Genomic DNA, 14,260 nt, shown 5'->3' on the forward strand with positions numbered 1-14,260 from the left:
TGTGAGACACGGGGTACCGGCGGGCGGGCAGCCCGGCTTACGGTGCGGCCATGACGGATCACGCACCGGCGCACGAACTCGCCGAGGTCAACATCGCCCGCCTCAAGTACCCCTTGGACTCCCCCCAGTTGAAGGACTTCGTCGACGGCCTCGACCCGGTGAACGCGGTGGCGGACGCCTCGGACGGGTTCGTGTGGCGCCTGCAGAGCGACTCCGGCAACGCGACCGACATCCCGGTCCTCGGCGACGAGTGGATCATCGTCAACATGTCGGTGTGGCGGGACGCGAACGCGCTCACCGCCTTCATGTACCAGGGCCTGCACCGGGAGTTGCTGTCCCGGCGCCGGGAGTTCTTCGAGCACCTGGAGGAGGCGGTGACCGCGCTGTGGTGGGTACCGGCCGGCCACCGCCCGACGGTCGCCGAGGCGGAGGAACGGCTGCTGCACCTGAGGGCGCACGGCCCGACGCCGTACGCCTTCACGCTGCGGACGTCGTTCCCGCCCGGGGCCGCCGAGGCGGCGGAGGTCAGCCGATCGGCTTGAGCATCTCCGAGCGGACCTTGAGGGTGTTCCGGGCGGCGGCGTCGAGGTCCACGTCGGCGGGGGTCTTCTGCGCGAGGTCCACCTCGCCGACGATGGCCGCGGTGTTGCCGTCCGACCAGGCGCAGGCCGGGTAGACGAGGGTGACGGGGTCCGCCTTCTGCGTGAGCACCTCGCAGCTGATCCTGACGTCGGCGCCGGCCGGGGTGACGTCCTTGGCGGGCTGGTCGACCGTCACGCCGTCGGCGTCGGCGGCGCCCTTGAGCAGCCCGCGCCGGACCTCGTCCTGGGTCTTGAACCGCCCGTACATGCCCGAGACCAGCAGCATGCCCTTGGTCACGTCGCCTCCCGGGCTGTAGCGGCCGACCACGGCGTGGACGTCCTTGGCGTCCCAGGCGCCGTCGGCCTCGTCCTCGACCTTCTGTCCCTCGGTGCTGGAGAGGTCCTCGGCCAGCGCGTACTTCCCGTCCAGCAGCTTCTTCGGCAGGGTCAGTTCGTTCTTCGCCGCGGGAAAACCGGACTCCAGCACCAGACCGAGCACCACCAGCCCGACGACGACGAGGCCGACGACACCACCCACGATCCCGAACACCAGCCCGATCCGGCGCCGCTTCGGGGGCGGACCCATGGGCGGCATGCCCCAGCCGGGGTACGGCTGCGGGGCACCGTAGGGCTGTTGCTGCGGATAGGGCGCGCCGTACGGGCCGGGGGCGCCGTACGGGGGCTGGGGCTGGGGCTGGCCGTACCCGTACGGCGGCTGCTGGGGGCCGTTCGGATACGGCTGGGACGGGGGCTGCGGAGGCATGGACACGCCGAAAAGGTACTCGCAGCGAGACCTCGGCCGTCGGCCGCCCCCGCTAGCTCTCGCCTGCCCCCGCCTCGATCGCCTCCTGGACCTCGGTCACCCGCTCCCGCTCCTCCGTGGCGAACCGCTCCGCGTCCAGCCGCTCGGCGATCTCCTCGTCCTGTGCCATCAGCAGGTCCAGGTTGGAGTCGCCCAGTTCCAGGACGCCCATGTCGACGTAGGCCTGCTGAAGCCGCTTGCCCCACAGGCCGATGTCCTTGACGCAGGGGACGATCCGGCTGAACAGCAGCTTGCGGAAGAGCTGGAGGAACTCGGAGCGTTCGCTCAGCTCCTCGGCCTCCGCCTTGGGGATGCCGAAGTTCTCCAGGACCTCGACCCCGCGCAGCCGGTCGCGCATCAGGTAGCAGCCCTCGATGACGAACTCCTCGCGCTCGCGGAGTTCGGCGTCGGTGAGCTGCTTGTAGTAGTCGCGCAGCGCCATGCGCCCGAAGGCCACGTGCCGGGCCTCGTCCTGCATGACGTAGGCCAGGATCTGCTTGGGCAGGGGCTTGTCGGTGGTGTCCCGGATCATGCCGAAGGCGGCCAGCGCCAGCCCCTCGATGAGGACCTGCATGCCCAGGTAGGGCATGTCCCAGCGGCTGTCGCGGAGCGCGTCGCCGAGGAGGGACTGGAGGTTGTCGTTGATCGGGTAGACCATCCCGATCTTCTCGTGCAGGAAGCGGGCGTAGATCTCGGCGTGCCGGGCCTCGTCCATGGTCTGGGTCGCCGAGTAGAACTTGGCGTCCAGGTCGGGGACGGACTCCACGATCCGCGCGGCGCAGATCATCGCGCCCTGCTCGCCGTGCAGAAACTGGCTGAACTGCCAGGAGGCGTAGTGCTGCCGCAGGTCGCCCCTGTCGCGGTCGTTCATCTTCGCCCAGTGCGAGGTGCCGTACAGGCTCATCGCCTCGTCCGGGGTGCCGAGGGGGGCGAACGGGTCGACCTCCAGGTCCCAGTCGATGCGCTTCTGCCCGTCCCACTGCTTGTCCTTGCCCTTCTGGTAGAGGGCGAGGAGCCGGTCACGTCCTTCGTCGTACTCCCAGCTGAACCGGGCGGCTCCGCTCGCGGGCACCTGCCAGTGCGGGTCTGAGGGGTCCTTGGCGTACAGGTCGTAGGTCGGCATACCGGGCAGGGTCACACGTAGACCGCGAGTCAACAAGTCATGCGCAAGGGATTGACGCCCTTACTGACAGGCAGTCTCATAAGAGGCGTACGACGTACCCCGGGTAACGAGGTGAGGGAGCCATGACGACCCTGACGGAAGCCGACGCGCTGGACGGCCTGCGCGACGCGCTCGGCCTGCTCAAGGACCGGGAACAGGTGGCCGAACGGCTGCTCGTTTCCTCCGCCAAGCACTCCTTCGACCCGGACAAGGAGCTGGACTGGGACGCGCCCTTCGAGGAGGGCAAGTGGTTCTGGCCGCCGGAGCTGGTGTCGCTCTACGACACACCGATGTGGAAGCGGATGAGCGAGGAGCAGCGGATCCTGCTCTCCCAGCACGAGTCCGCGGCGCTCGCCTCGCTCGGCATCTGGTTCGAGCTCATCCTCATGCAGCTGCTGGTCCGGCACATCTACGACAAGGCGGCGACGAGCGCGCACGTGCGCTACGCGCTCACCGAGATCGAGGACGAGTGCCGGCACTCCAAGATGTTCGCGCGCCTCATCTCCCACGGCGGCACCCCGTGGTACCCGGTCAGCCGCGTCCACCAGAACCTGGGCCGCCTGTTCAAGACGGTCTCCACCACGCCGGGGTCCTTCACCGCCACGCTGCTCGGCGAGGAGGTGCTGGACTGGATGCAGCGGCTGACCTTCCCCGACGAGCGGGTGCAGCCCCTGATCCGCGGGGTCACGCGCATCCACGTGGTGGAGGAGGCGCGGCACGTCCGGTACGCCCGTGAGGAGCTGCGGCGCCAGATGCTCACGGCGCCGAAGTGGTCCCAGGAGTTCACCCGGGTCACCTCCGGCGAGTTCGCCCGCGTCTTCTCGATCGCGTTCGTCAACCCCGAGGTGTACACCAACGTCGGCCTCGACAGGCGCGAGGCCATGGCCCAGGTGAAGGCGAGCGGGCACCGGCGGGAGGTCATGCAGACGGGAGCGAAGCGGCTCACCGACTTCCTGGACGACATCGGGGTGCTGCGGGGGGTCGGCAGGCGGCTGTGGAGGTCGTCGGGCCTTCTGGCGTAGGGCGAACGTGCCGTCCCCAGGGGCGCGGGGACGATTAGGCTGACGGCCATGACCCCGTCCGCCGCCACCCCCGCGTACCGTCGGCTCAGCGTCGAGGAGCGACGAAGTCAGCTCCTGGAGGTCGCGCTGTCACTCTTCGCGCACCGCGCCCCCGAGGACGTGTCGCTGGACGACGTCGCGGAGGCGGCCGGAGTCTCCCGGCCGCTGGTGTACCGGTACTTCCCCGGCGGCAAGCAGCAGCTGTACGAGGCCGCGCTCAGGTCGGCCGCCGAGGAGCTCCGGCACTGCTTCCAGGAAGCCCGCCAGGGCCCCCTGCTGCCCCGGCTGGCGCGCGTCCTCGACCGGTATCTGGCGTTCGTGGACGAGCACGACACCGGTTTCAGCGCGCTGCTCCAGGGCGGCAGCGTGGTGGAGACCTCCCGGACGACGGCCACCGTCGACGAGGTGCGCCGCGCCGCCGCCGAGCACCTCTACACGCACCTCGGCGTCAAGGACCCGGGGCCGCGGCTGCGCATGACCGTCCGGACCTGGATCACAGCCGTGGAGGCGGCCTCGCTGATCTGGCTGGACGAGGACAAGCAGCCCCCGGTCGAGGAGCTGCGCGACTGGCTGGTCGAGCAGTTCGTGGCGGTCCTCACGGTCACCGCGGGCCGCGACCCGCAGACGGCCGCCGTCATCGCCGCCCTCGCCGAGGATGGCCGAGACTGAGGGCGTGAAGAGTCAGGACACCCCCTTCGAGGGCGGCCCCATGGACGGGCGCGTGCTGCCCGTGCTCGTCGGCCACACCGGCCACCCCCCGAAGACGTACCGCATCCCCGTCCCGGACCCGGCCGGCGGCGAGCCCACCGTGCTGGTCTACCGCCGCGTGCCGCGCGGGTACAGCAAGAAGCTGGGACTGATCCAGGGGTGGAAGTACCAGTACGACCCCGAGGGCAAGCCGACCGACCGGTTGAAGTGGCCCTGGTCGAAGCCAGACGCCACGCCGCCGCGCAAGCCGGACGACGCCGACGGGTGACAGGGTTGCGCCGAACCGCGCACACTCGGCGCGCGCCCCGCTGCGGCACGTCTGATGCTCGCGGTGCGGAGACAGGCGGACGGTCCGTCTGCCCCGCACCGGAGGTGATGACGTGCCAGGAGTGCTTTTGCGCCTGGCCTGCTCGGCGGCGCTGGCCGCCCAGGCCGTCCTCGCGCCCGTACCGGCCGTGGCCGCACCCAAGCCGCCGCGGACCGTGGCCCAGCTGCTGACGGACCTTCAGCAGCTGTACCGGCTGTCCGAAGCGGCCACCGAGACGTACGACGCCACCGCGGAGAAGCTCAGGCGGCAGCGTGCCCAGGTGGCCCGCCTCGACGAGGAACTGGCCCACGCCCGCCTCGCCCTCCAGGACAGCCGGACCGACGCCGGGCGGCTGGCCCGCGAGCAGTACCAGAGCAGCACCGGCCTCTCCCCCTACGTCCGTCTGCTCCTCGCCCGCGACCCCCAGCACGCGCTGGACGAGGGCCATGTCATCGGCCGGATCGCCCGCGAGCGCGCCGACACGGTGCGGCGGCTGACCGGCACCGAGCAGAGGCGGGACACGCTGGCACGGGCGGCCCGCAAGGCGCTGGACACCCAGCTCAGCCTCGCCGGCAAGGAACAGAAGCAGCACGACGACGTCCACGGCAGGCTGGCCGCCGTGGAACGCCTGCTGGCCTCCCTCACCCCCGACCAGCTCAGCGCCGTCCGACAGCTGGAGCAGCAGGGGGTCGCAGCGGCCCAGCACAAGCTCGTCACGTCCGGCGCCCTGAGCAGCACCGCCCGCCCCGCGTCCGCCCAGGGCAGCCGCGCGTTGCGCTACGCCATGGACCAGCTCGGCAAGCCGTACGAGTGGGGTGCCCAAGGCCCGCGGTCCTACGACTGCTCGGGCCTCACCGCCGAGGCCTGGGCCCACGCGGGCACCCCGATCCCGCGCACCAGCCAGGAACAGTGGGCCCGCCTGAAGCACATCCCGCTGAACGAACTCCGCCCCGGTGACCTGGTCGTCTACTTCCCGGACGCGACGCACGTGGCGATGTACGCCGGGGACGGCAAGGTCGTACAGGCACCGAGGACCGGCGAGGCGGTGAGGGTCTCACCGCTCGCTTCGTATCCGGTGCTCGGTGCCGTACGGCCGGACGGCTCCGCCGATCAGGCTCCGGCCACGGAACCCAGGTAGGCCTCGGTCTTCTCCGGCTCGTAGAAGAAGTTCTCGAAGTCCGCCGGGTCGTTGAAGGCGTTGGCGAAACGATCCGCCGCCGGCTGGAGCTGGCCCGCCGCGCCGATGAGGTTCAGGACGTGCTCCGGCGGCGGCATCAGCATGGCGTTCGTCCACTTGGTGACGTGCCGGGCCGTGTCGTCCCAGAACCGCTCGAACGTGGCCTGCATCCACTCCTCGTCGAACGGCTTGTCCCCCCGCTCCACGATCGAGGCGAGGTAGGCGGCGGCGCACTTGGACGCCGTGTTGGAGCCCTGCCCGGTGATCGGGTCGTTGGCGACGACCACGTCGGCCACGCCGAGGACCAGGCCGCCGCCGGGCAGCCGGCCGATGGGGTTGCGCACGGTCGGCGCGTAGCGGCCGGCCAACGTGCCGCCGGCGTCGGTCAGTTCGACCTTCGTGGCGCGCGCGTACTCCCAGGGCGTGAACTTCTCCATGAGTTCCAGGGTCAGGGAAAGATGCTCGGCCGGGTCCTTGACGCCGTTGAAGACGTCGAGCGGGCCGCCGGGGATGCCCTCCCAGAACAGGATGTCGGCGCGGCCGGACGTGGTGAGCGTCGGCATGATGAACAGCTCGCCGACGCCGGGGACGATGTTGCAGCGGACCGCGTCGAACTCCGGGTGCTCCGGGCGCGGGCCGAGCCCGTGCACGTACGCCACCGCGAGGGCGCGCTGCGGCTCGCTGTACGGGGAGCGCGAGGCGTCCCGGCCGAACATCTGGACGAGTTCACCCTTGCCGGCCGCGACCAGGACGAGGTCGTAGGCGCGGGAGAAGTAGTCGAGGTCGCCGACGGCCGCGCCGTGGATGACCAGCTGGCCGCCGCGCTGGGCGAAGGTCTCCATCCAGCCGGCCATCTTGACCCGCTGGTCGACCGACTGCGCGTACCCGTCGAGCCTGCCGACCCAGTCGATCGCCCGCTGGGTGGGGCCCGGGTCGTGCGAGCCGGGGGCGGCGACCGAGACACCGAGCCCTTCGATCTTCGGGGCCTGGGACTCCCAGAAGTTCAGCTGGAGCTCGCGCTCGTGCCCCAGCGCCGTGTCGAACATGCACTGCGTCGACATGACCCGGCCGGAACGGATCTCGTCCGCGGTCCGGTTCGACATGAGGGTGACCTCGTAGCCGTGCGACTGCAGGCCGAGGGCGAGCTGGAGTCCGGACTGGCCGGCTCCTACGACGAGTATCTTCCGCATGCGGGTGGTGCTCCTCAGGACTACTCGGGGGTTTCGTCCAGCGCGTGGCCCACCAGGGCCAGAAGGGTCTCGATGACCGAGATCCGGCGCCGCGCGTCCATGATCATGACAGGGATGTGCGCGGGTATCGTCAACGCCTCCCGTACGTCCTCGGGCTCGAACCGCTCGCTGCCGTCGAAGTGGTTGACCGCGACGACGTACGGCAGCCCGCAGCTCTCGAAGTAGTCCAGCGCCGGGAAGCAGTCCTTCAGGCGGCGGGTGTCGGCCATGACGACGGCGCCGATGGCGCCGCGCACCAGGTCGTCCCACATGAACCAGAACCGCTGCTGGCCCGGCGTGCCGAACACGTAGAGCACCAGGTCGTCGTCGAGCGTGAGACGGCCGAAGTCCATGGCCACGGTGGTGGTCAGCTTGCCGGGCGTGGCGGTGAGATCGTCGGTCTCCTCGCTCGCCTCGGTCATCAGCGCCTCGGTCTGCAGGGGCGTGATCTCCGAGACGGCGGTGACCAGAGTCGTCTTGCCGACGCCGAAACCGCCCGCCACCACGATCTTCGTCGCGATCGGGGCACGTGTGCGGTCCGTCTGCCAGGGCTGTTCGGGCCCCTCTTCACCGAGGAGCGGGGAGACGCCCATGGCGTCAGAGACGGCGAAGTCCACTCAGCACCCTTTCCAGCAGAGCGCGGTCCGGGCGGCCGGTGCCGTGACCGGTTCCGGTGCCGTACACACGGATCTTTCCCTGGTCCGCGAGATCGCTCAGGAGTACGCGGACCACGCCGAGCGGCATCTTCAGCAGCGCGGCGATCTCGGCCACCGTGCGCATACGGCGGCACAGTTCGACGATGGCCCGCATCTCCGGCATGACCCGGGTGTTGAGGGAACCTCCCCCGCTGCCGATAGCGCGGGCGGTGCCCCCAGTCAGTTCCTTGCGCTCCTCCGGGGCTTCGATGGCCGCGGTGCCGGCCGCGCTTCCCACGAATGTCTCCACGAGAAGGACGTGGCCGAAGCGGGTACGGCCGCCGGTGAGCGAGTAGGGACGCACGCGGGCGGGTTTGCGGTCGCCGCCGCGCACGGGGAGTTTCTTCGGAGTGCCGCTCATCGGGTGCTCCCCGTCGACTCGGCTTCCAGGGACCTGCGCAGCTCGGTGCGGAGTTCGGGGGTCAGTACGTGGCCGGCGCGGCCGACGAAGAGCGCCATGTGGTACGCCACCACGCTCATGTCGCACTCCGCGGAACCGTGCACGCCCAGCAGCGAGCCGTCGCTGATCGACATCACGAACAGGCTGCCCTCCTCCATCGCGACCATCGTGTGCTTGACCTCGCCGAACGCCAGCAGCTTGGCGGCGCCGACGGTGAGGCTGCCGATGCCGGAGACGACGGTGGCGAGGTCGGCGGAGGAGCCGCGCGGCCCTTTCACCGCGCGGCTCTCGCGGACCCCGGCCGCGAGGCCGGGGTCGGACGAGAGCAGCATCAGGCCGTCCGAGGAGACCACGGCTACGGACAGGATGCCGGGCACCTCCTCGACCAGGTTGGTCAGCAGCCAGTGCAGATTGCGGGCTTCACTGCTCAGTCCGTAGGTATTGGAGGTGCTGGGCGCGGTCAACTGCTTGCCTCCTCGGCTGTGCCCCCCGTGTTTTCTTCGGTACGTACTGCGATCTGTGCGATCTCGGTTGCCACGTCGCGGTAGCCGGCCTGGGCGCCGCTGCGGAAACCGCCGAGCCTGCGGCGCAGGGCCTCGGCGTCTACGCTCGCGCTGCGCTGGCGGGGTGGTGCGGTGGGTGTGGTGATCTTCGGGGTGCGCTTGGGGAGGCCCTTGGACGTGATCGCCTCGTCTTCGGCTTCGGCTTCGGCTTCGGCTTCGGCTTCGGCTTCGGCGGATTCGTTCCCATCCGCACCACCCGTACCGCTTTCGTCGTCGGGTGCGGGTGGCCCCTGTGGGGCTTCCTCACCGTCGGCGGCTGCCGGTTCGCGGATGGGCAGCGGTTCGGCGTACGGCTCGGCTTCCGGTTCCAGGTCCGGGAGCAGCAGCTCCATCGTCGTCTCGGCGAAGGTTTCCGCCGGCTCCTTCGGGCGGGCCGGGGTTTCCTCCTCGGCGGGGTGCTCCAACGCCTCCGCGCGCGTGTGGGTGTCCGCGGGCTCCGGCTCGGGGTCGGGCTCCGGCTGTTCCGCCTCGCGTGCGGCCCGTTCCGCCAGTGCCACCAGCGGGTCGGTGTCCTTGGTCCGGGCGTACAGGATGTTGGAGTTGGCCTCGGCGTCGGCGCCGGGGAGGGTGAAGGTCTGGGTGCCGCCGGGGACCGTGGTGGGGGCCGCCACCAGCGGGGCCTCGGTGAGCAGCGGGGCGGGCAGGACGACGACCGCGGCGACACCGCCCTGCTTCTGCTCGCGCAGCTGGACGCGGGCGCCGTGCCGGTGGGCGAGGCGGGCCACGACGTACAGGCCGAGGCCGAGGCCGGTCTCGCCCTCCTGGTCGTAGGACGCGGCGGGGTCGAAGGCCGCCAGGCGGGCGTTGAGCAGCTCCAGGCGCTCGGTGGCCATGCCGATGCCGCTGTCCTGGACCGAGAGCATCACCTCGCCGCTCTCCAGCAGCCAGCCGGAGACCTCGACGGGCAGGTCCGGCGGGGAGAACGAGGTGGCGTTCTCCATGAGTTCGGCCAGGAGGTGGGAGAGGTCGTCCGCCGCGAAGCCCGCCACGTGCGCGTGCGGGGGCAGGGCGGCGATGCGGACGCGTTCGTAGCGTTCGATCTCGCTGACCGCCGCGCGGACGACGTCGACCAGCGGGACCGGACCGTGGTGCTGCTGGACGTGCTCGGTGCCGGCGAGGACCAGGAGGTTCTCGCTGTGCCGGCGCATGACCGTGGCGAAGTGGTCGAGCTTGAAGAGGGTGGCGAGGCGGTCGGGGTCCTGCTCGCGCTCCTCCAGGCCCTCGATGACGGCGAGCTGGCGTTCGACCAGGCCGAGGGTGCGCAGGGCGAGGTTGACGAACGTGCTGCCGATGGTGGCGCGCAGCCGCTCCATCTGGGCCGCCGAATCGCTGAGTTCGGCGCGCAGCTCCTCGCGGGCGTCGGCCATCCGCTGGCGCTGGGCGACCAGGTGCTTGCGGTCGGTCTCCAGGGTGCCGACCCGATCGTGCAGGGCGCCGGCCTGCTCGCGCAGCGTGACGGCGTGCGCGTGCAGGGCGTTGACGGAGCGGACGACCTGGGCGAACTCGTCGTTGCGGCCGGTGAAGGCGATCGGCTCCTGGGCCGCCGGGTCCTCGGACTCGGCCAGGCGCGCGGAGCCCCGGCGCAGGACCGACAGGGGGCGGGTGAGGGTGCGGGCCATGGCCGTGGCGATGCCCAGGGCGACCAGCATCAGGGCGGCGATGACAGCGATGCGGATCTCCAGGGCGGTGACGTCGTCGTCCCGGAGTGTGGCGAGGTCCTTGGTGCGGTGGTCGTAGAGCGCGGACTCGGCGCCCCGCATCAGGTCCACGCGGGCGGACAGCGCCGCGTCCAGCTTCTTGGCGTCGGTGGTCAGCTCGCTGTCGTCCAGGGTGGGCTGGTCGGTGAGCGTGGCCAGGTACTTCTCGGCGGAGTTGACCTCGGGCCCGGTAACCGTCGAGTCGTACGAGTCGACGGCCTTCTGGGGCGCGTTCTCGTGGAAGTCGGCGAGGGCGGCGTCGGCGCGCAGGCGGGCCAGCTGGGCGGCGGCGGTGAGCGCGTCGCGCTGCTTGCCGTCGGCCTCGGACGCGGTGGAGACCGTGGTGGCCAGACCGGTGACCGGGTCGATCACCGTCCGGGTGCCGGCCGGGATGTTCAGCGCGGCCAGCAGCAGGCCGCGGGCGGCGGCGGACTGCTCGACGGCCGCGTCCAGTTCGGCGAGGGCGTGGGCGCCGGAGCCGACCCGCGTGGGCATCTTGTCGGCGAGGTCCTCGGCGAGCCGGTGCAGCTCGCCGATCACGGCCGAGTAGGCCTGGTGGGTCTGGAGCGCGGTGGTCTTGCCCGTGAGCGCCTCGTGCCGGACGGCGGCGATGCCGTCGAGGTCGGTGCGCAGGGCGGCCGGGGTGTCGCTGTCGGCGCGCAGGTCCTCGACCTGGCGGTCGACGCGGGCGCTGCGCTCCTCGGAGGGCGCCTTGGCCTTGGGGCGGCCGGCCGCGACGTAGGAGGTGACCTCGTCGCGTTCGTCGGCCAGGGAGTGGGCGAGGGAGAGCGCGTCCTCGGTCCGGGTGGCCAGGGTCACCAGGTCCTGGGAGTCGCTGACGTTCCCGGAGGCGGTGAGCAGCGCGGGCGCTCCGGCTCCGGCGATGGCGGCGGCCACCGCGGTGACGGCGACGATGAGCCGGGTGCGCACATGTGTGGGGCGGCCGGTGCCCACGGGGGTCTGCTCGGCGACCCCCTCGGGGGCCGTCTGCCTGCCTGTGCGCCGAGGCCGCTTTTTCTGCACCGGTGCTCGCATTCCTGAACTCGTCTACCCAGGGGCCCGGGTGGCGCCCCGTCATATCGGTGCCAAGGGGTGTGTTCACCCGGTTCGTACGGTTCCCGACCCTTCCAGCGCCGGTGGGCACTGGTCGCGCATCATCTGACCCGCCACCCGAAGGAGTGAACATCGGAGGGGAGTTGGCGGGCAAGTTCCTCTGGCGCGCTCCGCCGTCTTGCGCGGCGGGCCGGTTGGACGCGCGCGGCAGGCTTTGGCAGTATTCGCCGCCACGCCTTCCCGGAGTGCGCCATTCCCCCCCAAACCAGGCGCCTGACCTGCGGGGCCGTAGCAATTCGGCGACGTTTGCCAGCCTTTGGCGGAGGCCGTGAAGGCCTCGTGCAGACTGGCTGAATGCGAACTGATCTCGTCTCGGAACCCGGCAACCCGGCCCGCCCCAACGAGGACTTCGCCGGAGTCGGACTACCCGCGTCCGGACAGGGAGGTTGCGTGATCGTCCTGGACGGGGTGACTCCGCCCAGCGACGGAACCGGCTGTCTGCATTCCGTTCCCTGGTTCACCGCGCGGCTGGGGGGCGCGCTGGTCGAACTGACCCTTTCCTCCCGAGATATGACGCTCTCGGAGATTCTCTCGGGGGCCATCAGGCGCACCGCGGACGCACATGCGGACACCTGTGACCTTTCTCACCCGCTGACCCCTCAGGCAACCGTCGTCCTGGCCCGCTGGTCCGCCGAGACCCTGGAGTACCTGGTCCTGTCCGACTCGGCGCTGCTGCTGCGGTCCCCCGAGGGCACGGTCACGCCGGTCCTGGACGACCGCCTCGCCCGGCTGCCCGCCTCGGCCCTCGCCACCGCGTCCCTGGTGGACGCCCATCTGCGCAACAAGGAGGGCGGTTTCTTCACGGCCGCCGCCGACCCCTCGGTCGCCGCCCGCGCGGTCACCGGCTCCGCGCCCCGGCGCGAGGTGAGCGCCCTCGCCGCGCTGACGGACGGCGCGACCCGCTGGACGGAGAAGTTCGGCGAGGGCGACTGGACGGCCCTGTTCGACGTCGTCGCCAAGGAGGGCGCGGGGGCACTGGTCGAGCGGGTACGGGAGCTGGAGGCGGCGGACCGGGAGGAACGGGTCCATCTGCGGCGGAGCAAGACGCACGACGACGCGACGGTGGTCTACGTCGAGCTGTGACGGCCCGCGCCCCCTGCCCCTCGCGGGCCGTCTCTCCGTCCTTCGCGGGCTACTTCTCCATGACCTGGTTCAACTCGTGCAGCAGCCGGGCCAGTTCCGCCACCTCGCGCCGGTCCCAGTGGGCGAGCTGGCGGACGTAGCGGGCGCGCCGGGCCTCGCGGACCGTGCCGACGCGGCGGCGGCCCTCGTCGGTGAGCGTGACGAGCCAGGCGCGGCCGTCGGCCGGGTCGGGCTCGCGGGTGATCAGGCCCAGCTCCTCCAGGGCACGCAGCTGGCGGGACATGGTGGCCTTGCCGACGCCGATGTAGGCGGCGAGTTCCGTGGCCCGCCGGCCGCCCTGCTCGCCCAGCCGGATGAGCAGACCGTACGCGGAGGACTCCAGGTCGGGGTGGACCTCGCGGGCCATCTCGCCCTGGTTGGCGCGGGCGCGCCGCAGCAGTACGGTCAACTCGCGCTCCAGGGCCAGGAATTCCTGGTCGGCACCACTGGGCGTCACCTCCGTGGTGGCGGGATGTGTATCCCCGTTTCCGTCCTCGTGCACGTCAGCACCCCTGACTGGTTTTCGCGGTCTGAAAGTTTCTGTCACACGCCGCCATCGCCGCAGCTCCGTAAGTATTTCGCAGGCGTAGACCATCGGCGGTGTCCGGACCCCCTTCCCACGCCACTATCTACGTGCGTAGCTTCTTTATCGGGCAATTACATGGCATGCCCACGCCAGTACGTCAGCGGTCCCTTCACGGCTCCCCCCACCTCTCTCCTCGGAGGCCCGTCATGCCCGTGCACAGACCCGACATCTTCCGCCCGCGCCCTCTCGCCGTCCTGCTCACGGCCCTGCTCGCGGTGCTCGCCCTCTCCCTTCCCCTCACCTCCGCCCACGCCGCGACCAGGCCCGCCCGCGGCTCCGCCCACATGGGCATGGGCGTCCTCGCCCACGAAGGCCGGCACGGCACCCCCAGCATCGCTGCCGCCACCCAGACCGAGGGCGTCGACGTCTCCAGCTTCCAGGGCAACGTCGCCTGGTCGACCCTGTGGAACAGCGGGGTGCGCTGGGCGTACACGAAGGCCACGGAAGGCACGTACTACACCAACCCGTACTTCGCCCAGCAGTACAACGGCTCGTACAACGTCGGCATGATCCGCGCCGCCTACCACTTCGCGACCCCGGACACCACGAGCGGCGCCACCCAGGCCAACTACTTCGTGGACCACGGCGGCGGCTGGTCCCGTGACGGCAAGACGCTGCCCGGCACCCTCGACATCGAGTGGAACCCGTACGGCGCGACCTGCTACGGCAAGACGCAGAGCGGGATGGTCAGCTGGATCGCCGACTTCATCAACCAGTACCACGCCCGCACCGGCCGCTGGGCCGTGATCTACACGGCCACCAGCTGGTGGACCCAGTGCACCGGCAACTACGGCGGTTTCGCCGTGAACAACCCGCTGTGGATCGCCCGCTACGCCACCGACCCGGGGACGCTGCCGGCCGGCTGGTCCTACTACACGATGTGGCAGTACACGTCCTCCGGCCCGACGGTCGGTGACCACGACAAGTTCAACGGAGCACTGGACCGAGTGCAGGCCCTGGCCCTCGGCTAGGTCCAGGAGAGACCTGCTTCACCGGCTCATCCGGCGGCCGTCCTTCGGTGGCGGTCGCCGTCGCCGCGTTGGTGCTCGGCGCCGCC

The 14,260-nt window shown here is 71.0% G+C and carries 15 protein-coding genes; 7 read left to right on the top strand and 8 right to left on the bottom strand.

Translation table 11 applies throughout. From position 1 onward, the window contains the following. Positions 1-50 precede the first annotated feature (50 nt). Positions 51-542 (top strand): DUF3291 domain-containing protein, encoded by a 492-nt coding sequence (locus tag ACWD35_RS15605; protein WP_451351760.1) that lies wholly within the window; start codon positions 51-53, stop codon positions 540-542. Here the strand turns inward: ACWD35_RS15605 and ACWD35_RS15610 are convergent. Together ACWD35_RS15610 and ACWD35_RS15615 are read right to left on the bottom strand one after the other, a co-directional pair. After that, a complete protein-coding gene (locus ACWD35_RS15610; RefSeq protein ID WP_451351999.1) occupies positions 526-1,344 on the bottom strand; it encodes a hypothetical protein in 819 nt (272 codons plus the stop codon). The two genes, ACWD35_RS15605 and ACWD35_RS15610, sit on opposite strands and share 17 nt — an antisense overlap. Positions 1,345-1,396: 52 nt before the next feature. After that, complete coding sequence (locus ACWD35_RS15615; RefSeq protein ID WP_451351761.1) at positions 1,397-2,506, bottom strand: ferritin-like domain-containing protein; 1,110 nt, start codon at positions 2,504-2,506, stop codon at positions 1,397-1,399. A gap of 122 nt (positions 2,507-2,628) precedes the next feature. Between ACWD35_RS15615 and ACWD35_RS15620 the strand changes: the two genes are divergently transcribed. The 4 genes from ACWD35_RS15620 to ACWD35_RS15635 all read left to right on the top strand — a co-directional run bounded on the left by ACWD35_RS15620 (position 2,629) and on the right by ACWD35_RS15635 (position 5,759). Then, the gene (locus tag ACWD35_RS15620; RefSeq protein ID WP_451351762.1) at positions 2,629-3,567 is read left to right on the top strand and encodes an AurF N-oxygenase family protein; all 939 of its coding nucleotides are present in this window, start codon (positions 2,629-2,631) and stop codon (positions 3,565-3,567) included. Between the two features lie 48 nt (positions 3,568-3,615). Then, a complete protein-coding gene (locus tag ACWD35_RS15625; RefSeq protein ID WP_451351763.1) occupies positions 3,616-4,275 on the top strand; it encodes a TetR/AcrR family transcriptional regulator in 660 nt (219 codons plus the stop codon). Further along, complete coding sequence (locus tag ACWD35_RS15630) at positions 4,262-4,582, top strand: hypothetical protein (protein ID WP_451351764.1); 321 nt, start codon at positions 4,262-4,264, stop codon at positions 4,580-4,582. Before ACWD35_RS15625 ends, ACWD35_RS15630 begins: the two co-directional genes overlap by 14 nt. Before the next feature lie 112 nt (positions 4,583-4,694). Next, a complete protein-coding gene (locus tag ACWD35_RS15635) occupies positions 4,695-5,759 on the top strand; it encodes an NlpC/P60 family protein (RefSeq protein ID WP_451351765.1) in 1,065 nt (354 codons plus the stop codon). Here ACWD35_RS15635 and ACWD35_RS15640 read toward each other — a convergent pair. Genes ACWD35_RS15640 through ACWD35_RS15660 form a run of 5 tightly spaced genes read right to left on the bottom strand, consistent with a single transcriptional unit; the run spans position 5,732 to position 11,405 of the window. Next, positions 5,732-6,988, bottom strand: coding sequence for a styrene monooxygenase/indole monooxygenase family protein (locus ACWD35_RS15640; protein WP_451351766.1), 1,257 nt, complete (start codon positions 6,986-6,988; stop codon positions 5,732-5,734). The two genes, ACWD35_RS15635 and ACWD35_RS15640, sit on opposite strands and share 28 nt — an antisense overlap. Before the next feature lie 20 nt (positions 6,989-7,008). Further along, complete coding sequence (locus tag ACWD35_RS15645; protein WP_451351767.1) at positions 7,009-7,644, bottom strand: GTP-binding protein; 636 nt, start codon at positions 7,642-7,644, stop codon at positions 7,009-7,011. After that, entirely contained in the window at positions 7,625-8,083 is a 459-nt protein-coding gene (locus ACWD35_RS15650; protein WP_451351768.1) for a DUF742 domain-containing protein, read from the bottom strand. Before ACWD35_RS15650 ends, ACWD35_RS15645 begins: the two co-directional genes overlap by 20 nt. After that, on the bottom strand, positions 8,080-8,586 hold the full coding sequence (locus tag ACWD35_RS15655) for a roadblock/LC7 domain-containing protein (protein ID WP_451351769.1): 507 nt from the start codon (positions 8,584-8,586) through the stop codon (positions 8,080-8,082). Before ACWD35_RS15655 ends, ACWD35_RS15650 begins: the two co-directional genes overlap by 4 nt. Beyond that, positions 8,583-11,405, bottom strand: a complete 2,823-nt coding sequence (locus ACWD35_RS15660; protein ID WP_451351770.1) for a nitrate- and nitrite sensing domain-containing protein — start codon at positions 11,403-11,405, stop codon at positions 8,583-8,585. The genes ACWD35_RS15655 and ACWD35_RS15660 overlap by 4 nt, the downstream gene beginning before the upstream one ends. A gap of 384 nt (positions 11,406-11,789) precedes the next feature. Here ACWD35_RS15660 and ACWD35_RS15665 point away from each other — a divergent pair, with 384 nt between their 5' ends. Next, complete coding sequence (locus ACWD35_RS15665; RefSeq protein ID WP_451351771.1) at positions 11,790-12,578, top strand: hypothetical protein; 789 nt, start codon at positions 11,790-11,792, stop codon at positions 12,576-12,578. Between the two features lie 49 nt (positions 12,579-12,627). On the opposite strand, the gene ACWD35_RS15670 is transcribed toward ACWD35_RS15665, so the two are convergent. Then, positions 12,628-13,119, bottom strand: coding sequence for a MarR family winged helix-turn-helix transcriptional regulator (locus ACWD35_RS15670; RefSeq protein ID WP_451351772.1), 492 nt, complete (start codon positions 13,117-13,119; stop codon positions 12,628-12,630). A gap of 230 nt (positions 13,120-13,349) precedes the next feature. Here ACWD35_RS15670 and ACWD35_RS15675 point away from each other — a divergent pair, with 230 nt between their 5' ends. Beyond that, entirely contained in the window at positions 13,350-14,174 is an 825-nt protein-coding gene (locus tag ACWD35_RS15675; protein ID WP_451351773.1) for a lysozyme, read from the top strand. Positions 14,175-14,260: the final 86 nt, after the last annotated feature.

Source organism: Streptomyces sp. NPDC002671, from assembly GCF_053592475.1.

Bases quoted from the DNA above. Each gene is read 5' to 3' on its own strand.
- ACWD35_RS15605 (WP_451351760.1), top strand. From the start codon at position 51: ATGACGGATCACGCACCGGCGCACGAACTCGCCGAGGTCAACATCGCC.
- ACWD35_RS15610 (WP_451351999.1), bottom strand. From the start codon at position 1,344: ATGCCTCCGCAGCCCCCGTCCCAGCCGTATCCGAACGGCCCCCAGCAG.
- ACWD35_RS15615 (WP_451351761.1), bottom strand. From the start codon at position 2,506: ATGCCGACCTACGACCTGTACGCCAAGGACCCCTCAGACCCGCACTGG.
- ACWD35_RS15620 (WP_451351762.1), top strand. From the start codon at position 2,629: ATGACGACCCTGACGGAAGCCGACGCGCTGGACGGCCTGCGCGACGCG.
- ACWD35_RS15625 (WP_451351763.1), top strand. From the start codon at position 3,616: ATGACCCCGTCCGCCGCCACCCCCGCGTACCGTCGGCTCAGCGTCGAG.
- ACWD35_RS15630 (WP_451351764.1), top strand. From the start codon at position 4,262: ATGGCCGAGACTGAGGGCGTGAAGAGTCAGGACACCCCCTTCGAGGGC.
- ACWD35_RS15640 (WP_451351766.1), bottom strand. From the start codon at position 6,988: ATGCGGAAGATACTCGTCGTAGGAGCCGGCCAGTCCGGACTCCAGCTC.
- ACWD35_RS15650 (WP_451351768.1), bottom strand. From the start codon at position 8,083: ATGAGCGGCACTCCGAAGAAACTCCCCGTGCGCGGCGGCGACCGCAAA.
- ACWD35_RS15665 (WP_451351771.1), top strand. From the start codon at position 11,790: ATGCGAACTGATCTCGTCTCGGAACCCGGCAACCCGGCCCGCCCCAAC.
- ACWD35_RS15675 (WP_451351773.1), top strand. From the start codon at position 13,350: ATGCCCGTGCACAGACCCGACATCTTCCGCCCGCGCCCTCTCGCCGTC.